The sequence below is a fragment of the Paenibacillus sp. FSL W7-1287 genome (assembly GCF_038004245.1).
Lineage (GTDB): Bacteria > Bacillota > Bacilli > Paenibacillales > Paenibacillaceae > Pristimantibacillus > Pristimantibacillus camelliae.
Map to the genome: position 1 here is coordinate 603,720 of NZ_JBBORD010000001.1, position 18,685 is coordinate 622,404.

At 41.7% G+C, this 18,685-nt stretch carries 21 protein-coding genes; 15 read left to right on the plus strand and 6 right to left on the minus strand.

Annotated elements, in window-relative coordinates:
* Positions 1 to 50 precede the first annotated feature (50 nt).
* Positions 51 to 1,778, minus strand: coding sequence for a stalk domain-containing protein (locus NSQ99_RS02875; protein ID WP_251667062.1), 1,728 nt, complete (start codon positions 1,776 to 1,778; stop codon positions 51 to 53).
* Between the two features lie 148 nt (positions 1,779 to 1,926).
* Positions 1,927 to 2,889, minus strand: coding sequence for an NAD(P)-dependent alcohol dehydrogenase (locus NSQ99_RS02880; protein WP_251667061.1), 963 nt, complete (start codon positions 2,887 to 2,889; stop codon positions 1,927 to 1,929).
* A 143-nt stretch (positions 2,890 to 3,032) separates the two neighbouring features.
* Here NSQ99_RS02880 and NSQ99_RS02885 point away from each other — a divergent pair, with 143 nt between their 5' ends.
* From NSQ99_RS02885 to NSQ99_RS02900, 4 genes are all read left to right on the plus strand, one after another.
* Positions 3,033 to 3,614: a Crp/Fnr family transcriptional regulator gene (locus NSQ99_RS02885; RefSeq protein WP_251667091.1), complete on the plus strand. Its 582-nt coding sequence runs from the start codon at positions 3,033 to 3,035 to the stop codon at positions 3,612 to 3,614.
* Between the two features lie 206 nt (positions 3,615 to 3,820).
* On the plus strand, positions 3,821 to 4,579 hold the full coding sequence (locus tag NSQ99_RS02890) for a hypothetical protein (RefSeq protein ID WP_251667060.1): 759 nt from the start codon (positions 3,821 to 3,823) through the stop codon (positions 4,577 to 4,579).
* A gap of 48 nt (positions 4,580 to 4,627) precedes the next feature.
* Complete coding sequence (locus NSQ99_RS02895) at positions 4,628 to 5,428, plus strand: aminoglycoside phosphotransferase family protein (protein WP_340834912.1); 801 nt, start codon at positions 4,628 to 4,630, stop codon at positions 5,426 to 5,428.
* Positions 5,429 to 5,524: 96 nt separating this feature from the next.
* Entirely contained in the window at positions 5,525 to 6,004 is a 480-nt protein-coding gene (locus NSQ99_RS02900; protein ID WP_340834915.1) for a staygreen family protein, read from the plus strand.
* Between the two features lie 83 nt (positions 6,005 to 6,087).
* Here the strand turns inward: NSQ99_RS02900 and NSQ99_RS02905 are convergent, their stop codons facing one another.
* Both NSQ99_RS02905 and NSQ99_RS02910 read right to left on the minus strand, forming a co-directional pair.
* Positions 6,088 to 6,993: a hypothetical protein gene (locus tag NSQ99_RS02905; RefSeq protein WP_340834918.1), complete on the minus strand. Its 906-nt coding sequence runs from the start codon at positions 6,991 to 6,993 to the stop codon at positions 6,088 to 6,090.
* A gap of 31 nt (positions 6,994 to 7,024) precedes the next feature.
* Positions 7,025 to 7,603, minus strand: coding sequence for an RNA polymerase sigma factor (locus NSQ99_RS02910; RefSeq protein WP_340834920.1), 579 nt, complete (start codon positions 7,601 to 7,603; stop codon positions 7,025 to 7,027).
* A gap of 169 nt (positions 7,604 to 7,772) precedes the next feature.
* Here NSQ99_RS02910 and NSQ99_RS02915 point away from each other — a divergent pair, with 169 nt between their 5' ends.
* The 4 genes from NSQ99_RS02915 to NSQ99_RS02930 all read left to right on the plus strand — a co-directional run bounded on the left by NSQ99_RS02915 (position 7,773) and on the right by NSQ99_RS02930 (position 11,394).
* Positions 7,773 to 9,407 carry a catalase gene (locus NSQ99_RS02915; RefSeq protein ID WP_340834922.1) on the plus strand — a complete coding sequence of 545 codons (1,635 nt, stop codon included), beginning with the start codon at positions 7,773 to 7,775 and terminating at the stop codon, positions 9,405 to 9,407.
* 138 nt (positions 9,408 to 9,545) lie between these two features.
* Positions 9,546 to 9,797: a transcriptional regulator SplA domain-containing protein gene (locus NSQ99_RS02920; protein ID WP_340834923.1), complete on the plus strand. Its 252-nt coding sequence runs from the start codon at positions 9,546 to 9,548 to the stop codon at positions 9,795 to 9,797.
* Positions 9,790 to 10,818: a spore photoproduct lyase gene (gene splB, locus NSQ99_RS02925; RefSeq protein WP_340834925.1), complete on the plus strand. Its 1,029-nt coding sequence runs from the start codon at positions 9,790 to 9,792 to the stop codon at positions 10,816 to 10,818. Before NSQ99_RS02920 ends, splB begins: the two co-directional genes overlap by 8 nt.
* Before the next feature lie 132 nt (positions 10,819 to 10,950).
* Positions 10,951 to 11,394, plus strand: coding sequence for a cell wall hydrolase (locus NSQ99_RS02930; protein ID WP_340834927.1), 444 nt, complete (start codon positions 10,951 to 10,953; stop codon positions 11,392 to 11,394).
* A 90-nt stretch (positions 11,395 to 11,484) separates the two neighbouring features.
* Here NSQ99_RS02930 and NSQ99_RS02935 read toward each other — a convergent pair whose 3' ends face one another.
* Positions 11,485 to 12,111: an acetate uptake transporter gene (locus NSQ99_RS02935; RefSeq protein ID WP_445670471.1), complete on the minus strand. Its 627-nt coding sequence runs from the start codon at positions 12,109 to 12,111 to the stop codon at positions 11,485 to 11,487.
* Between the two features lie 201 nt (positions 12,112 to 12,312).
* Here NSQ99_RS02935 and NSQ99_RS02940 point away from each other — a divergent pair, with 201 nt between their 5' ends.
* Positions 12,313 to 13,575 carry an erythromycin esterase family protein gene (locus tag NSQ99_RS02940; RefSeq protein WP_340834932.1) on the plus strand — a complete coding sequence of 421 codons (1,263 nt, stop codon included), beginning with the start codon at positions 12,313 to 12,315 and terminating at the stop codon, positions 13,573 to 13,575.
* 150 nt (positions 13,576 to 13,725) lie between these two features.
* Entirely contained in the window at positions 13,726 to 14,097 is a 372-nt protein-coding gene (locus tag NSQ99_RS02945; RefSeq protein ID WP_340834934.1) for a hypothetical protein, read from the plus strand.
* Between the two features lie 74 nt (positions 14,098 to 14,171).
* Here NSQ99_RS02945 and NSQ99_RS02950 read toward each other — a convergent pair whose 3' ends face one another.
* Complete coding sequence (locus tag NSQ99_RS02950) at positions 14,172 to 14,330, minus strand: YfhD family protein (RefSeq protein WP_251667048.1); 159 nt, start codon at positions 14,328 to 14,330, stop codon at positions 14,172 to 14,174.
* Between the two features lie 172 nt (positions 14,331 to 14,502).
* On the opposite strand from NSQ99_RS02950, the gene NSQ99_RS02955 reads away from it, so the two are divergent.
* The 5 genes from NSQ99_RS02955 to NSQ99_RS02975 all read left to right on the plus strand — a co-directional run bounded on the left by NSQ99_RS02955 (position 14,503) and on the right by NSQ99_RS02975 (position 18,652).
* Positions 14,503 to 16,215, plus strand: coding sequence for a SulP family inorganic anion transporter (locus tag NSQ99_RS02955; protein ID WP_340834937.1), 1,713 nt, complete (start codon positions 14,503 to 14,505; stop codon positions 16,213 to 16,215).
* A complete protein-coding gene (locus tag NSQ99_RS02960) occupies positions 16,190 to 16,534 on the plus strand; it encodes an ArsR/SmtB family transcription factor (protein WP_251667047.1) in 345 nt (114 codons plus the stop codon). The genes NSQ99_RS02955 and NSQ99_RS02960 overlap by 26 nt, the downstream gene beginning before the upstream one ends.
* Positions 16,535 to 16,647: 113 nt before the next feature.
* Positions 16,648 to 17,259: a class I SAM-dependent methyltransferase gene (locus NSQ99_RS02965; RefSeq protein ID WP_340834939.1), complete on the plus strand. Its 612-nt coding sequence runs from the start codon at positions 16,648 to 16,650 to the stop codon at positions 17,257 to 17,259.
* Between the two features lie 51 nt (positions 17,260 to 17,310).
* Positions 17,311 to 17,463 carry a hypothetical protein gene (locus NSQ99_RS02970; RefSeq protein WP_340834942.1) on the plus strand — a complete coding sequence of 51 codons (153 nt, stop codon included), beginning with the start codon at positions 17,311 to 17,313 and terminating at the stop codon, positions 17,461 to 17,463.
* A gap of 199 nt (positions 17,464 to 17,662) precedes the next feature.
* Positions 17,663 to 18,652, plus strand: coding sequence for a GGDEF domain-containing protein (locus NSQ99_RS02975; RefSeq protein WP_340834945.1), 990 nt, complete (start codon positions 17,663 to 17,665; stop codon positions 18,650 to 18,652).
* Positions 18,653 to 18,685 lie beyond the last annotated feature (33 nt).

The window sequence follows — 18,685 nt, forward strand, 5'->3', positions numbered from 1 at the left end:
CTATCTCAAAGATGGACCTTCTTTTCTTAGTAATGGGTGTTTAGTTTATCTTATGACTCCATATTGATCCAAACTGTTTTTGAAGCGTTGTCCCAAGTGACGGTTCCGTCCAGCGTCTCTACAAGGAAGCGCAACGGAAGCATCGTCGAATTACCGATCATAATTGCAGGTGCTTCAAGCTGCACGGTTTTACCGTTTACGATAGCCTTCGCGCTATCAATCCGCAATTCCACTGTCAGATTTGTCTTCTTCACAGTCACCTTTCGCGCTGCTCCGTCCCATCGTACGGTCGCGCCGCTTTGCTCTAGAATGCCTCGCACAGGTACGTACGTATAACCGTTACGCACGACAGCTGCTTGTGGCATGGTAGGGAATTGTCCATTTACAGCTACAGAGACCGCCTTCTTCTGCGGCGTATATGCGGTGATTTTGCGTAGAGAAACATGATAAACGGTGTAATCCGGTCCGATGACGAGCTCATCGTTGTTCTGATAGCTTACACTGCCGATCTTTGCACCGTTGCTAGTTAGCACTGTTGCACGAGTGGCTCCATCCTTTAAGCGCTCTAGCAAAACATGTCCATTATCGATTGCATATTCCAGATGGTATGTTCCTTCGGATAATCTCTTACCAGTATGTCGGTCGACGCGGTATATCTTTGATTGAATATTGCCGCCTTCAAAGTACAACACCTTTCCGTCCTGGCTAATTCCCCTAAGATTTACAATCGAACCCGTGTTAAATTTTGATTCCCATGCGACAGAACCGTCTGCATTCAGCGCAATGAAACGTCCCGTGCTATACACTCCGTTGTTTTCATAAATGACATTCAGATAAGTCTTTCCATCAGGATCTGTAATGCCAAAGTCTTGCCCTGAATAAAAGCTTGAGTCTTTCTTAACCTGATAACTCCATAGCTTTTTACCGTCGCTAAGCCGGTAGGCAACGGTCTGATCATCGAAGGTATTCATTACAATTTGCCCATTCTTTCGATCAATTGTAACGTAGTCGGCGCTTATTCTCTCGGGAACTGACCAAATTGTTTTTCCAGTTTGTGGTGATAAAGCAGTCAGTTGATAGGACTCCTCATCCAGCCAGGAGCACATTTGTGACATGCTGCAGGTCGTCCAGGTCAAGATCATATCGTCATTGATAATGACAGGTTCGTGATAGCCAATCGGAATATTCGTTTGCTTATAAAGCTCTTGGTGGGTTACCAGCTCCCATGCCTTCTTTCCACCATGCTTGACCGCTATTAATTTGTTCTTGTCGCTTACGTACAATCGTTCATTGTCTAGGGAAAACCTCTCTAGATATTCAACTCCAATTGAGTTTAGAAGAAATTTGCTCTTCGTTTTTCCTGTTTTCTTATCAATCGTAATAATCGTTTCACTTCGATGGTCCTGACCATCGGTATAAACCGATGCAAGGATCGCATTGTCCGTGATCTCATAGGTGTAGGCATGAAGGTCATTTCGCTTCCACAGTACTTTTCCGGATGGACCTACCATTCCGAATTCAAGAACATCTCTTTGATTCATCTCATGCTTAGCATAGAGGAGAGATCCATCCCCGTTAGCCTCGACAATCGATATTGTTGCATCGTAATCCGACTTGCCGGATGAAATTGACCAAGCTGCTTTATAGCCGTCTACCGATTTTGCAGCAGCCGATGCGTCTCCCCCTCCAAACGTAAGCATAGCAGCTACGATCGCTGTAACCATGCCAAGCTTTGCCCATATGGACATGGACATGCCTGACGCTCTTCTACTTTCCAATGCTAGTTTCCCCTCTCTCATGTTAGTGTTAGTGCAAGGTTCGGCACTGATTATAATAGAGTATCATAGGAATTTAATTTGCAGAAGTAAATGCATGTCAATCAACGGTATCAAAGGTCTCATCTAGTAGGATTTTCTTGGTCCTACCTTAGATTGTAATAATGACATTACCCTTTTTACGTTCAGTCTCAACATATTGGTGGGCGTCAGGCAGGTGCTCCAATGGATATCGACGATCGATTACTGCGTTTAGCGTTCCATTGCTTGCAAGCTCCATGAGAAACGTCAAATTCGCTTTGTTTTGCATTAGACCGGCTGTTGCAAAAACAGCCTTTTTTCCTTTAAACAAAGAAGTCCACAGCATCTGCAATACGATAGAAAGCTTGGGCTCGGTCGTCAGATATATTCCTTTGCTTGCAAGTACAGGTTTGCATGCGGAGAAGGAGCGTTTTCCTACAGCATCAAAAATGACATCATAGGTTTTATCCATCCTCGTGAAATCCTCCTGGGTATAATCAATAGTGAAATCTGCTCCTGCATTTCTGACCAGACCTACGTTACCTGCAGAGCAAACACCAGTAACTTCGGCGCCGTAGTATTTGGCTAATTGCACGGCGTAGATGCCGACCGCCCCCGAGGCACCGTTAATTAGCACCTTTTGTCCTTTCCGCAGCTTTGCCTTGTCTCTTAGAAACGTTAATGCGGTGGCCCCTCCGTCACAAATGCCTACGGCTTCTTCAAAGGTGATGTTGTCTGGTATAACCGCAAGAGGGCTATCTTCAGAAAGACAGATATATTCAGCATAAGCTCCGAAGTTTTTAACGCTCATACCCAATACACGATCCCCAGCTTCAATATGCTTTACTTCTGAGCCGATCGCTTCGACCACTCCGGCAAATTCACAACCTCCAATTGCAAATTTCGGTTTGGATAGTCCGTATATTAATTTAATCATGAACGGATCTCCCTTACGAAAAGCACAGTCCGATGGCCCTACTGCGGCTGCTCGCAGACGGATGAGTATTTCCTTACTTCCAGGCGATGGCTTTGCGATTTCTTGAAGGACAATCACTTCCGGTGAACCATATGAATGTTGTACCATAGCTTTCATGAATATAGCCTCCTATTATTAATTTTTCATCGTAAACAAACAATAATAATCTATTGTGATCCACTGTATTGATCCTTTACAAAAGGCTCCATGTAGGAAGATAATGGTGAAAACGGTAGAGAAGGAGCTGAAGAAAAATTTCACTGAAAAACATTTTCTACAAATATCTAACTGAACTCACTTCCCTAAACAAGGATGAACAGCAAGCCATTGTGGATGAGATTTATATAGAAGAATTCAAAAAAGGGACCGTTCTTTTTCAACAAGGCGATTCACCGACAGCTTGTTATTTTGTCCTGAAAGGATGCGTAAGACAGTATTCGATTGATGTAGAGGGACGGGAGGTCACCTCCAATTTCTATACTGAAGAGCAGGCGATCGCTGTTTTTGATCACAAACCAGATAAGATTTCTAACTACACATTCATATGCGTGGAAGATTCGGTGATGGTCGTTGGCGACTTGAATACGGAAAAGGACATGTATAACAAGCATCCTCAGTTGGAGTCGATGACCCGCAAGATGATTGAGGCAGACTTTGCTAAGATACAAGAGGAATTCGCTGCATTTATTGCTGCATCGCCCGAAGAACGCTTCAGATTGCTGCAATTGAAACGTCCAACTCTCATCGACCGTGTACCCCAGCATCAACTGGCCAGTTATCTTGGCATGACTCCGGAATCACTAAGCAGAATTAAGAAGAGAATCAACCAGCTCAATAGCTGATCTAATACAATAACCTTGGAACACACTAGAATAACCTTCATCCTTCAGTCATGATAATATTGTAACTAGGGGAATGTTAACGCGCATTGACTTAAGTCAAGATCATACAAACTTGAAAAGGGAGTGGAGGACTAATCATTTACAAAGCAGCTCCTTACATATTTATAATTGGTATCTTTCTCGTTGTTTTGGATGGTCTTTGGATCGTGGATACATATGATGACTATGATACTTACCCGAGGGAAGCCTTTATCTTTTTGATTATCGGGTTATGCTTGTCGATTATCGCTTATATGATCATCCAGCTTAATAGAAAGCATGCTGCCCACAGTGAAAATAATATAATGACTGACCAAGCAAGAAGGGAAAACAATCAACATTTCATTAATAGGTTGTGGGAGAAACGAGAGAAAGTGGGAAACAAACTAGTTGTTATTCTCTTTGTTGTTCTCGTGATTATAGCTATCTTTGATTTTGGACTAGCAACAAGCTTGCTTCAGCCCATCATGTTCTTAGGAATGGTTGGAATATCGTTTGTTTATATTATGAAAGATGAAAATGAGGATATTAAAAAAGAGAAATTTCAGCCTAAAAGTGATAAGCTACAGAATTTTCTGCGTCTGATTGATTATAGAGAGCATCCTTTCAGCTTGGGGCTGATCTTGTTTGTTATCATTGTGCTGACGTTTCTAATGTCTAAGGAGTTCGGATTTGTGCTGAGTTTGGAGACCAGCGGTAATCCTATGTATGTCATGAGTTTACCATCTGCCGCTTTCATCTTATCAGGATTAATATTTGCCTGTGCGTTTATATATATCAATCAGCATTGTGATTTCCTCGGGATTCGCCAGACCGAGCAGGGGCAGTATAAACTATTCCAGATTCATTTTCTAGAAATTATTATATGCGGCGCATCTTTTTTAATCTGGATAGGAGTTCTAGTGATTGATGTAATCATAGGCTAGCAAGCATTGAAGAGTAGCTAAACAAATAGGAGAGGGGGGCGAGGCTTAGTGACTGAGGAAGAAGTGTTAATGGGCGGCAATGTTAATCACATTATCCGAAAGGAAAATACGGTAATTCGACCTACTGGTTATTGGAGCCCGTCTGTGCATGGGTTGCTTAAGCATCTAGAGCAGCAAGGCTTTGAGGGTGCACCAAGATTTCTCGGCAACGACGACTCTGGTCGTGAAATTTTAACATTCATTGCTGGAGAAGTCTCAGGGAGCGATTACCCCGAGCTTGAATTCTACATGTGGTCGGATGACACACTTGTAGAATTAGCTCGTCTGTTGCGCCGTTTTCATGATGCGACTGAAGGATCTACGCTCTTAACGAAGGGGAAATGGCAGCTTAGTTATGTCAATGAACGTGAGCATGAGGTGATATGTCATAATGACGCTGCGTTGTATAATGTGGTCTTTCAACAAGGGAGTCCCGTAGCGCTGATTGACTTTGACATGGCTGGGCCTGGTCCACGGATGTGGGACATTGCCTATACCCTTTACACATCGGTTCCGCTGGCGAGCTTCGCACCTGACCATTCTTCGGATAAAACAGTAAAGTATCATAAGAATCTACATGCAACAGAGCGCCGTCGTCGAGTTCATTTATTTTTTGAAGCGTATGGAATACCCGTTCCTCATGAGCTGCGACAGTGGATTATACAACGACTGACTACGATGTGTGAAACATTGAAAGAAGGTGCAGCAGAAGGAAATCTTGCCTTTCAAAAAATGATTGATGAAGGACACTTGGCTCATTATGAGAGCGAGATTGAATTCGTAACGGATCACTTCGAGGATTGGGTATAGAATAGAGTGCATGGGCATGAATCCAACCATAAAGGTATTTACCCACATAAATTATGACAAGGTAATCCATAAATAAAGAATGGTGGAGGAATGATCATGTCCGAGTTCGACCCACATAAATTAACCGTGAATCTTCTGGCACCAGCCACTTTCACTCAGCCAGTCGAGGGAAGGAAATATACGCTAACGCATTCCGATATTACGGGCCAACTATTTTTAGATATAGGGTATATGTACAATATGCGGGCTGTTAATCCTCAAATGCGTGATGAAGTGCTGGCAGAGTGGAAGAAGGATGTAAATGGTCATTTAACATTAGCAGGAACAGCATATGTAGACGGAGGGGAATATAGCTCTTCCGCAGCGGGTATACGGTTTAAAATTTTCATGAAAGAAATGGATACTGCAATAAGTGGCATTGTCTATGGAGACCGACCATTCTACGCACGTTATCCACTTCTTCGTGATGCACCGATTTTTATCCATTACGTGTCAAACTATCCTCAGTATCGTCAAGTGCTCTACTACGGTACACCGCGTCAGTATTTATCACAAATAAATGTTGTTCATCGTTAAGTGTAATCATTAGAGGAGCGATCAGACGTATCTAATCACTCCTTTTCGTTGCTACCTACAGCTATTCCTGTCTATCAAACCTCTTAGTTATGATCCGTTTCTTGCGGTCTATCGATATCAAATTCGATATCATTAATAATCACTTTGTTTATCGTATCTAGCGGAATAGTCTTGGAAAAAGGAATAAACCTATCCGCATAGTAGTTACCATTCGTATCAGGCCCACTATTACCTGACCAGCCTCCTAGCAGGTTTCCGTGATCGGATACCTCGTTCTTTTTTTGCAGTAACAACTCCTTCGTTCCGTCATTGAACAGCAACTCGATTTTATAATCATATTCCATCACATTCGTTTTTGTATCTATCGCTTCGAATGACAGTCCAAGCTCTGATAGATAAAGCTTTTTGAACTGATACTGATATCCATTCGTTGTATCTTCCGTAATATCCATATCAATACGATCTATAGTAGGTGACAGTGAAACTTCAATGGGGGTGTCTATTCCTCTAAGTGAAAATTGAAGAATGCCATCGTGTTCGTATTGGTTGAGTTTAGATCTGCCTAAGAGGTATATTTTATAATATCTGATGTATGGTTCTCTATAATCTTCTAATTCCGAGATACCTTTGGCACTACCAACAGTTGGGGTTTCATAGTTACTATATCGATAGCTCTCGAAGCTTTCTTTACTGGACTCACTTAACGCCTCTACGGAAATAACAATATAACCCAAACTTGAATCGGTCACGATTTCATGGACTTTCAACTGATAGTCCTTGTTCGAAATCATCTTTCCCACCGTAAGAACTTTTGCTTGTTGGATGCCTGTAATTTTGCTAATGATAATTTTTATATCTTCTGCTTTCATTGCGTATGCCACACTGCCTGTTGTAATGACAAAGGCAGCTACAACCGCGCAGGCAGCTTTACTGAACCTGCTCTTGAACGAAAATACATGACGCTTCTTTTCTCGTTGAATTTTACTCATGGTTAAACGCTTTACCCTGTCTAGATTAATCTCAGGAGTCCTTGTGTTGTAACCGGAATTCTCCATAACTATTACCTCCTCCTTCAAAACATTCGACGATTGTTCTCCTGCCTCTATAAATCTTCGATTTCACCGTAGACAAAGGAAGATTATACATCAGAGCAATATCCTCAAGTTTATAATTCCAGATATAATACGCATAGAGGATATCGTTATCTGGTGGCTTCAATGTAGCGATCAATTTCTTAATCGTTGCGATATTTTCTTTCTGAATCAGCGCATCGTCAGTTGTAGGGAAGTTATTTGCCATTGCAAGCTGATCATCGAGCGGCTGATCATGTTTCACATGTCTCCATTTATTTCGGGTCATATTCCGCGCGATTTGTGCCAAGTACGGCTTTAAAGACTCAGTTTGTAGAATCTTATGCCTGCTTTTCCACACGGCATAAAAAACATCGGATACGACTTCTTCAACATCCTCAGCATGTAGTGATAATCCGCCAACTCTATAAACAACTGCAGCAATGTATTGACCGTATATAGTAATGAGCTCTTCTATTGCGGAGTCATCGTTTTCCTTAAGTCGTTGTATTAAGATGCTATCGCTCAACTTCATCCCTCCTCATCTACCTATACAAAGAATGTCAGAGAAAAGTTTCCATATCTACTTAAATTTATTTAAATGATATTTTAATCTTCAAACTTATGCCATTCCATATTTGTATAAAGTTGTTAAATTCGGACAACATATAGATGAAAATTTTGGAGGAGGCAGCTCAATGACTAATGATTCTCAACATGATAATGTTCAACGTGAAACATTAACGACGCGTCAAGGTCACCCCGTAATGGATAATCAGAACATTAAGACCGTCGGAAACCGAGGTCCAGCGACATTAGAAAATTACCACTTTATCGAAAAAATATCGCACTTTGATCGGGAGGAAATTCCTGAGCGAGTCGTTCATGCTCGTGGAACAGGGGCATTTGGATATTTTGAAGCCTACGGCAAGGTCGGAGATGAGCCGGTGGAGAAATATACAAGGGCAAAGGTATTTTCTGGTGCTGGAAAGCGAACACCGCTAATGGTAAGGTTCTCAACGGTAGCAGGGGCTAAGGATTCACCAGAAACAGCAAGGGATCCACGCGGCTTTGCTGTGAAGATGTATACCGAGGATGGTAACTGGGATCTCGTAGGGAATAATTTGAAGATTTTCTTCATTCGCGATGCGATGAAATTCCCTGATATGATTCACGCCTTTAAGGCTGACCCTGCCTCGAACGTGCCTAATCCACAGCGGATGTTCGACTTCGTTTCTCGTTCACCAGAAGCGACTCATATGATTACAATTCTCTTCTCACCATGGGGGATTCCTGCAACCTATCGTCATATGCAGGGTTCTGGTGTAAACACCTACAAGTGGGTTAACGATAAGGGCGAAGCGGTTCTCGTTAAGTACCACTGGGAGCCTAGGCAAGGGATTCGCAATTTAACGCAAGAAGAAGCCGAAGCGATACAGGCGAAAAATGTTGGCCATGCTACACAAGACTTATATGAAGCAATTGAACGAGGGGATTATCCAGAATGGGAGCTTTTCGTGCAAATGATGGAGGATGACTATCATCCGGAGCTTGATTTTGACCCGCTTGATGATACGAAGCTTTGGCCGGAGGATAAGTTTCCATGGCTGCCGGTAGGTCGCATGGTGCTTGATCGCAATCCAGTAGATTATCATGCGGAAATTGAGCAAGCTGCATTCGGTACAGGAGTTCTTGTTGATGGTATGGACTTCTCCGACGACAAAATGCTGCAGGGTCGTACCTTCTCTTACTCCGACACGCAGCGCTATCGTGTTGGCGCAAACTATCTGAAGCTGCCTGTAAATGCACCGAAGGTGCCCGTTCATACGAACCAGCAGCGCGGCCAAATGGATGTCCGTGACCCGAAAGAGTCAGGAGAGAATCCTCATATTAATTATGAACCGTCGATGATCGGTGGCTTTAAGGAAGCTAGCACCGAAGGTCGTGCTCCACATCACCCAATGTATCAAGCGGCAACGATGAGTGCACCGATTGATCGTCCGAACAACTACGGTCAGGCAGGGAATACATATCGTGAATTTGAAGAGTGGGAGCGCGAGGAATTGATTAAAAACCTATCTGAAGCGCTGGCGGTGTGCGACCCACGTATTCAAGAGGCGATGATTGAACACTTCACGCAAGCCGATCAAGATTATGGGCGACGTGTGAAGGAAGGTATTGCACAGAAAATGAAAGAGATTGAACATATGAAAAAAGAAGGTAACGTTCCAGGCCGTGAATCAGGTATTTCGAAATACGGTCAAGGTACAATTGATGCGAATCAAGCTGTAAAGGACGCGGTTAAGAAAAGCCACGAAGCAGACCCATATTAAAAGCAAAGCTATACTTATAGAGAAGGTTACCCTAAGGCTTCAGATGGAGCAGGACGGGGTAGCCTTCTTTTTTATTTTTAGCATATTTTGCATCATTTCACGTCATACTAACGAAAACTTAAGGATGGTGCTGGTATTATGTCAAACCAATTTCAGCCAGGGCAAGTCGTGTATGTCATTATACGGAACCCTCATGTTCAAGGTGTGGCTAATGTTCAAGAGGCGGCGGTGGTGATGGATCCTAACTCTCCCGGTAGCCTTTCGCTATTTATGTACGAAACGTATTATCCATTAAACGAAGAGGTTGCAGTATATCAAACAGCGAGTGAAGCAGAAGAAGCCTATAGGGAGGCTTTTGGATACACTGACGTGGAGGGTTTATATGGTTAAGCCTTTCGTTCCTCAGTTAGTTTATGTCGAGCCAAGAGCGCTGGAATATCCTTTAGGCAAAGAATTGATTCATAAATTTGAATCTATGGGCATTGAAATTAGGGAGACAACGTCTCATAACCAAATAAGAAACCTACCCGGAGACAATGATTTTCAAAAGTATAGAATTGCGAAGTCTACGCTAGTCGTTGGGGTTAGGAAAACGATAAAGTTCGATACGTCGAAGCCCTCTGCAGAGTATGCAATTCCATTTGCAACGGGGTGTATGGGACATTGTCATTATTGCTACTTACAAACGACGATGGGCAGTAAGCCGTATATCCGCACCTATGTTAATCTCGATGATATTTTTGATGCGGCAAATCAATATATGAAGGAAAGAGCTCCGGAGATTACAAGGTTTGAAGCGTCCTGTACATCGGATATCGTAGGCATTGACCACTTAACGCATTCTCTAAAGAAGGCTATTGAGTTTTTTGGTGAGTCTGAATACGGCAGATTGCGGTTTGTCACTAAATTCGAGCATGTGGATCATTTGCTTGATGCTAAGCATAATGGTCGAACCCGATTTCGCTTTAGTATGAATGACGAATATATTATTAAAAATTTTGAACCGGGAACGTCCAGACAATTGGAGAGAATGGAGGCGGCTAGGAAGGTGGGGGATGCTGGATATCCATTAGGCTTCATTATCGCTCCAATTTATCTACATGAGGGCTGGAAAGAAGGCTATAAAGACATGTTTGAAAGACTAGAAGCCAATCTTTCCGAGGCTAGCAAGAAAGACCTCACCTTCGAGTTAATTCAGCATCGATTTACGAAGCCTGCGAAGAATGTGATTGAAAAGAACTATCCGATGACCAAGCTGGAGCTCGATGAAACGAAGAGAAAGTGGAAATGGGGACGATACGGCATCGGGAAATATGTATATACAGACCAAGAGCAGCAGGATATTAAAGAAACGCTTGGCAGATACATCAATCATTACTTTCCTCAAGCAAAGATTGAGTACTTCACATAAAGGAATACTAAACCACTATAGACACTTATGAAAGCATCATGCTTGTTTACACGATAAAGCTGTCTGTCAGAGTATCACATCTCCACTTACTACAATATAATGTGTCAACAAGTGTAATGAGGTGATGATCCTATGGCAGTGGTAAAAGCCAGGAGTCAAGATATAAGCATGTTGGCGAGGTTGCTTCGAGCGGAGGCTGAGGCCGAGGGAGAACAGGGAATGCTCCATGTTGGAACAGTGGGCATTAACCGAATAAGAGTAGATTGCTCTGACTTTAAAGATATTCGCACCATTCCTCAAATGATCTACCAGCCACATGCGTTCGAGGCACTGCAGCATGGTATGTTCTATCAAGGTGCAAGAGAGCGGGAACGACGTTTAGCGCAGCGGGCCGTAAATGGGGAGCGGAGCTGGCCTGCCAAATTCTCTTTGTGGTATTTCCGTCCAGGATCATATGATGCTCCTGGACCATGCCCGCCAACTTGGTATGGTCAGCCGTTTGCAGGACGATGGAAGAAGCATTGTTTCTATGAACCAACGGCAGAAGAATGCGAAAATGTATACAACACGTATTAATACTGCGTGTATATTCAAATGTTAAAAGTATATTAAATGCGCCAGCCCCCTTATATGCAAATAAGGGGGCTGGTGTTTTTGTCATGAGATTTATTTGAAAATACCAAAAGGCTTACCAAGCGGAAGGAACTTGCGCCCAAAGTGAACATTTAATACCGATGCACCACAGCCGTATAGGGACATCAACGCAATGCCCAGTTCAGCATATGCGGCAAGGGTATGGAAGACATGAGGTGCGATACCGAAAGCGTCCAACGTTAAGCCGATAAATAGAAAATCAATAAGGACGAATATAATAAATAGTACTTTATGTGTTTCCATAGCGCCAATTGTCATGAATAGAGTAAAGATTAGATAACCTAGAAATGCAAATCCAAGCTGCTTTCCGTCGATATCTGCAGAGAGTAGCGGCCCAAAAGCACCGAGCTTCATTAACCAGCTGCTAGCGACGCCGAGCCAGAAGAAACCATAGGCAGCGAAGGCGGTCATACCGAACGTATTATTGTGCTTAGCGTCTTGAATCGCTGCAAAAATCTGTGCTAGTGCTCCAAGGAATATCGCCCAAGGGATAACAAAGCTGAGCCCTGTTGTCAGCCCAAGCTTTTGTGAGGATGCTACTAGCGTGACGATTGCTAGCCCAAACAGACCAATCCCACTTGGATCTGCTGTAATGATTTGTACCGATTGCTTTGTGTGTGTTGTCATAGATGCCTCCACTTACGATGTAATTGTAGATATAAATCAGCAATCGTCATCATATCACAGTTACAGCTATAACGGGTTGATTTTAATAGGAATGTCAGTGGCATTATCGGAATAGATGATCCATTTCAGGAAAGAATAGCAGTAATCAAAATGATACAAAGGTTCATTAGAATACTGTCAACCAACATACAACTATTCAGAGGGAGCATACATATGCAGGACGAAGACATCATACTTGAAATTCAAAGAACGTCTACTCCAATGAAGACGATGGATGATTTAGATAAGATCGTTCAGGCTATTGGCGATCGCGAGATCGTATTGCTGGGTGAGGCTTCGCATGGGACCTCCGAGTTTTATACACTGAGAGCAGAAATTACGAAAAGACTTATACAGGAGAAGGGATTTTCCTTTATTGCGGTTGAAGGAGATTGGCCGTCTTGCTTTACATTGAACCAATACATCAAGCATAAAGCAGATGCGCCTTTGAATGCACGGGAAGCACTGAAGGATTTTAATAGATGGCCGACATGGATGTGGGCTAATGAAGAGGTAGTCGATTTAACCCAGTGGCTTCATGAATATAATAAAAATAAGAAAGATAAAGACCAAATTGGATTTTACGGCATTGACGTCTATAGTCTATGGGAGTCGATGGAAGAAATTATACGTCATCTAACAGAAATCGATTCTCCTGATTTGGCAATAGCACAGAAAGCCTTCGAATGCTTCGAGCCGCATGGACGTGAACCACAGGCCTACGGAGTTTCCGCTAGCTTTCTATCGGAGGGCTGTGAGGAGGAAGTCGTTGATTTGTTGCTTACGCTTCAGGAGAAGAGAAAAGCAAGCGGGCCTCAGGATGAGTTATCGTTAAACGATGAGATCAACGCGTTAGTTGCGGTAAACGCTGAGCGCTATTATCAATCGATGGTACGCGGCGGCCCTGATTCGTGGAACATCCGCGATCGACATATGGTCGAGGCATTATCTCGAATTAAGGCGTTTCACGGTCCGCATGCGAAGGCTATCGTATGGGAGCACAACACACATATCGGTGATGCTAGAGCTACGGATATGGCAGCTGATGGAATGGTCAATGTTGGACAACTGGTTCGAGAGAAGTTTGGTCAGGAGCAGGTATACGCAGTAGGCTTTGGGACGTATCAAGGAACGGTCATCGCTGCTGATAAGTGGGGTGGTGACATTGAAGTTATGAAGGTTCCACAAGCGATATCTGGCAGCTGGGAGGCTTTGCTGCACCAAGCTGGGGATCATGATAAAGTGATCATATTTGATGAAGAAAGTAAGGTACTTCACCAGCCGCTTGGACACCGGGCAATTGGTGTGGTTTATCATCCACATTATGAGCGTGGAAATTATGTACCCTCCATACTTCCAAGCCGATATGATGCATTTATCTATGTTGACCAGTCGCGGGCTCTGGAGCCACTTAAGCAGCCTGTAATGTATTACTAATATCATAATGAAAATGCCAGCTGGTGATACGATTCCCTGCTGGCATTTTCATTTTCAATAAAATATGCAAATATCCCCATAATTAGATTTACCTAGTGTAAAATAAAGTGAGCGTTGATCTAATCACTTTGCTAGCTTGGGGGGATATCAATGAATGTATGGATTCGCATAGCCGAATTACTGCTTGGAATTATTTTCCTAGGGGCAGGCTTAAATGGATACGTTGTGTTATTTGGGTTTGAAGCATTTGCTCCAACTAGTCCAGCTGCAATGGAGTTTTTAGGTGAGGGTTACTTCTTAGCGTTGGAAAAAGGAGTAGAGATCATAGCTGGAGTCTTATTAATCATACGCCGCTTTGTACCACTAACTTTAATCGTCTTGGCAAGCATCATCGTAAATATACTAGCCTTTCATCTATTTGTAGATTCCGACTTACTAGCATTAGCGATACTGGTCACGGTATTGGAAGGAATTTTAGTTTGGTTCTATCGCGATCGTTTTAAGGGACTAATGGAGAGTTAATATACCTAACTATGTATAAGAGCACTACCACAAAGGTCGTGCTCTTATATATTTCCAGCTAGATGACGCTCACTTTATTTCTTCTTTGATCTCTTCTGAGTTGATTTTGTAAGATCTGCGATCTCTTGAGCAAACTCTTCCTGCACTTCGTTTGGAGCAATTTTTTGATTACTTGGTGTTTGAGGCAAAGAACTCTTGTTTTTACTATGTCCCTGGTTATTATTTCTTCCCATATTCAACACTCCAATCTATGTGGTTGTCTATATTTTGTAACGATGACGCCTTATTTATTACCGAGACAAGCTAACATTATTTTCATTTGACATTATAGATAAAGGGTTTATTATATTTGTATATTCAAAAAATCAAATATACAAATATACGGATGCATGGAGATGAGTTGGATTGTTAAAATTGGGGAGATTCAATGATTACTCGATGGAAAAGCTTCGTAGGGATTTGATTTCAGGGTGTATTGTTGGGGTTATTGCCATTCCGCTAGGAATGGCTTTTGCAATCGCATCAGGTGTGAAGCCAGAGTATGGTATCTATACTTCCATTATTGCAGGTATTTTAGTATCCATTTTTGGTGGTTCGAAATATCAAATTGCAGGACCTACGGGTGCATTTATTCCAATTTTATTAGGGATCGTTATTAGCTATGGGTATGAGAATCTGTTGATTGCAGGATTTCTAGCAGGCATAATTTTGTTTCTTATGGGGTTATTTAGACTAGGAGGGCTGATCAGATTTATTCCGCGGCCCGTCACGATCGGCTTTACAACAGGAATTGCCGTTACGATCTTTTCAGGACAAATCAGTAACTTTTTAGGACTTACTGGTCTGGAGAATCATGAGTATTTTATAGACAAGATGAAGGATATCTTCATTCATTTGGATACTATAAATATGTACAGTGTCCTTATAGCTGTTATCGGTCTCATTCTTATTATCGTAACGAATAAATTTTTGCCTAAAATTCCGGGAGCGCTTGTCGGGTTGATCGGATCGAGTATCGTAGCAGCAATATTCTTTCCTGATCAATTAGCTACGATAGGCTCATCCTACGGCGAAATTCCACATCAATTACCAAGCCTACAGTTTCCTGAGATCACGTGGGAACGGATTAAGCTGCTCATTGGCCCTGCATTAGTGATAGCTATGCTAGGCAGTATAGAGTCATTATTGTCTGCTGTAGTAGCAGATGAATTAACAGGGTCAAAGCATAACAGTAACCGTGAATTAATGGGTCAAGGTATTGCTAATATAGTCTCGCCCTTATTCGGAGGCATACCTGCGACAGGAGCCGTTGCTCGTACGGCAACGAATGTTAAGAGTGGGGCAGCATCACCTGTATCTGGTATTGTTCAAGGTTTAGTTGTGTTAGTTGTTCTGCTATTGTTAGCACCCTATGCATCAAATATCCCTTTAGCTAGTATGGCACCGATTCTTATGGTCGTCGCGTGGAATATGAGTGAAATGAAGAAATTTGCTCAAATATTAAAAACTAAGACATGGGATGCCATCATCCTTGTAATTATATTTTTATTAACGATATTCGTTGATTTGACGACCGCTGTTGGTGTTGGTCTATTACTCTCAATGATGATCTTTGTTAAAAGAATGAGTGAGCTGCATGTTGTATCTAAAGTAATTCCAGAAGCATCAGATACGAATCATCGTCTGGTAACAACGCAGAGCTTAAGTGAAGAAGAGGATGATTATGCGCAGATCAACATTTGCAACATCGATGGACCGCTGTTTTTTGGTTCTGCACAGGTATTCGAAAAAGCAATACAAGAGGTTGTTCACCCTAACACAAAGATACTAATTTTACGTTTAAGTAAGGTGCCTTATATGGACACGAGCGGTGAAACTAGTCTCTCGCATATCGTACAATCGATTAAATCGAGCGGAGGAATGGTGCTAGTATCAGGTTTACAGGATCAACCGAGAGAAGTCTTGAAAAAAACAGGATTATATGATGAAATTGGAGAAAGTCAATTTTATGCACATACGGTCGATGCTATAAACGTTGCTCTAAGTAAACTGAGCTTAAACGAAGATAGAAAAGCAGTAAAAGGAGAAGATGATGAATTTAGAGTTACAAAAGTTTAAAGCCGATTTCTTCAAAGCACTTGCTCATCCTTTACGTATAAGAATATTGGAGCTGCTTGCTGAGGGAGAAAAAAATGTAAATGAGCTTCAAACATTGATAGGCTCTGAAGGCTCAGCTGTTTCGCAGCAATTAAGCATATTGAGAAGTAAAAATATAGTATTCAGTAAAAAAGACGGAAACCGTGTGCTCTATTCATTACGAGATCCCATGATTATTGATCTACTGGACATCGCGCGACAAATTTTCAACAATCATTTAATTGAGACGATTTCTATGTTAGATAAATTCAATGACGATGGTGAAGCAAGTGGGAGCTAAGCTTGATGAATAAGCAGCTGGACATATTGAACGCGAAGCGGAGAAGATGCCTTCTCTGCTTTTTTAACTCGAGCTTACTTCGAGATTACATAGTAGAGAGGATGAAAATCATAGTGGCAAACACAGATAAATTTGAAATGATTGCGCAAATGTATGACACTCCAGAAAGAATTCAGATCGCTAAACTAGCCTCAGACGCTATTCGTGGTTACGTCAAGGATGCCAAGGACAAGAAAGCGATTGATTTCGGATGTGGAACCGGTCTTGTAGGAATGAACTTGTTAGATGAATTTCATTCCGTGCTTTTTCTAGATACATCACTAAACATGATTGAGCAAGTGAAACAAAAAATAGCTGATTTAAACATCCAGAATGCGGATACGCTATGCTTTGACTTTGAGCAAGATGCTCTGGCTAATGTAAAAGCAGATTATATTTTCATGGCACAGGTTTTGCTTCATATTCCTGACGTTGAAGTCGTACTAGCTAGACTATTCGATGTTCTGAATGAAGGAGGGCATGTAATCATCGTAGACTTTAACAAAAACGAAAATGTCATGTCGGACCTCGTTCATAACGGCTTTGATCAAGCAGAGCTTACAAAAATGATGACTAAGATCGGATATAGCGATATTCAATCTGAAACGTTCTATAAGGGAAGTAATCTATTCATGGGTCAGGACGCAACGATGTTCGTACTTGATTCTCAAAAAGCGTCAACTTAGTATCTCATTGTATTAGAATTAAGGATTACACCATCTAGAGGAGACACCAAAATGACTGTGGAAAAAAACAACAAGTTTATTATACTAGCTGTAGCATTAGGCATTATCCTTAATCCGTTAAATACAACGATGATTACAGTAGCCATACCAGCCATTCAACAGAGCTTTCAGCTGAGCTCAACAAATGTCTCATGGTATAAATAAGGTCAGCCATCAAGGCTGGCTTTTTTCATTTCATATGGCTTGGTGAGCAGTTGATAATAGGCGTTGAATGACTGTGGAAATGTTAACGAATATTTGATTATTTTACAAGGTATAGGAAGATAACATAAGCTATAATATAGTAAATGGATAATATTACATATAGTATGCTGATACAGTACGAACCTTAGGCCTATTATAAATGAAAGAGGAAGAGTATCTAATGATTGATAGGGAATTAATGCATCGAAATAAAGCATTGTTCATACTTATATGCGCCTTTTATAGTATACAAGTCATCATTAATATTTTCATTGAAGGACTGGAGAGTGTATTTCCTCCCGCTTTTCTTTTTATCGTATTTGGTAGCGTTCTAATACTTTTGATCTACAAGAAGATAAAACCGAAGATTACAATGTATGTAACGATAAGCTGTATGTATATTTACTTTTATTATTTACTTAGCGATTCACCGTATTTAGTCAATTATTTATTCATGTGGTTAGCTCTTCCTCTAAGTGCAATCTATCAAAGCATACGAGTCGTAGTGCTAGCAGGCATTGCTTCGATCATACTCACTCTTTACGCTTTTTTTCATCTTCATGAGCATATTTTTCCGAATGTCGGCAGAGAAGATCTTGTTTATTTGGTTCTGTTTGCCGTGTTCATTGCGACCTTTATCATCGTCGCTATACGTAAATTGAGAGAAGCGAATGCCAAGCTGCAGCAATTAGCGTATCATGATGCGCTAACTGGAGCGGCTAATCGTTTACAGCTTAAGGATAGGTTTGATCAGCTAAAGCATGAACATGTCGATTCTATAGCCGCGTTATTCATTGACATGAATGACTTTAAAGAAATAAATGATACCTATGGGCATGAGGCTGGAGATCAGTTACTAGTGAACATCGTCTCAAGATTAGACGGTGTACTGCGAGACACAGATTTACTTTGTCGTCTAGGTGGAGATGAATTTGTAATTTTATGTGCAGATATTGACCATCCTCAGCTAGAAAAGCTTTCAGAGCAAATTCAATCTGCATTGGAAAGACCAATGATATGTAATCATCATGTCATTAATGTTTCTGCAAGTATTGGATGGTACCACACGACAGAGGTTTCACATACGGACCTAGAGATGCTGATTAAAGAAGCAGATCGAGCAATGTACAGAGCTAAGGGTGTATCATGATCAGATCAAAGGTATACAACGTTTAAGGAAATA

Bases quoted from the DNA above. Each gene is read 5' to 3' on its own strand.
- NSQ99_RS02880 (WP_251667061.1), bottom strand. From the start codon at position 2,889: ATGAAAGCTATGGTACAACATTCATATGGTTCACCGGAAGTGATTGTC.
- NSQ99_RS02900 (WP_340834915.1), top strand. From the start codon at position 5,525: ATGTCCGAGTTCGACCCACATAAATTAACCGTGAATCTTCTGGCACCA.
- NSQ99_RS02905 (WP_340834918.1), bottom strand. From the start codon at position 6,993: ATGAGTAAAATTCAACGAGAAAAGAAGCGTCATGTATTTTCGTTCAAG.
- NSQ99_RS02915 (WP_340834922.1), top strand. From the start codon at position 7,773: ATGACTAATGATTCTCAACATGATAATGTTCAACGTGAAACATTAACG.
- NSQ99_RS02920 (WP_340834923.1), top strand. From the start codon at position 9,546: ATGTCAAACCAATTTCAGCCAGGGCAAGTCGTGTATGTCATTATACGG.
- splB (WP_340834925.1), top strand. From the start codon at position 9,790: ATGGTTAAGCCTTTCGTTCCTCAGTTAGTTTATGTCGAGCCAAGAGCG.
- NSQ99_RS02930 (WP_340834927.1), top strand. From the start codon at position 10,951: ATGGCAGTGGTAAAAGCCAGGAGTCAAGATATAAGCATGTTGGCGAGG.
- NSQ99_RS02940 (WP_340834932.1), top strand. From the start codon at position 12,313: ATGCAGGACGAAGACATCATACTTGAAATTCAAAGAACGTCTACTCCA.
- NSQ99_RS02945 (WP_340834934.1), top strand. From the start codon at position 13,726: ATGAATGTATGGATTCGCATAGCCGAATTACTGCTTGGAATTATTTTC.
- NSQ99_RS02950 (WP_251667048.1), bottom strand. From the start codon at position 14,330: ATGGGAAGAAATAATAACCAGGGACATAGTAAAAACAAGAGTTCTTTG.
- NSQ99_RS02960 (WP_251667047.1), top strand. From the start codon at position 16,190: ATGAATTTAGAGTTACAAAAGTTTAAAGCCGATTTCTTCAAAGCACTT.
- NSQ99_RS02970 (WP_340834942.1), top strand. From the start codon at position 17,311: ATGACTGTGGAAAAAAACAACAAGTTTATTATACTAGCTGTAGCATTA.
- NSQ99_RS02975 (WP_340834945.1), top strand. From the start codon at position 17,663: ATGAAAGAGGAAGAGTATCTAATGATTGATAGGGAATTAATGCATCGA.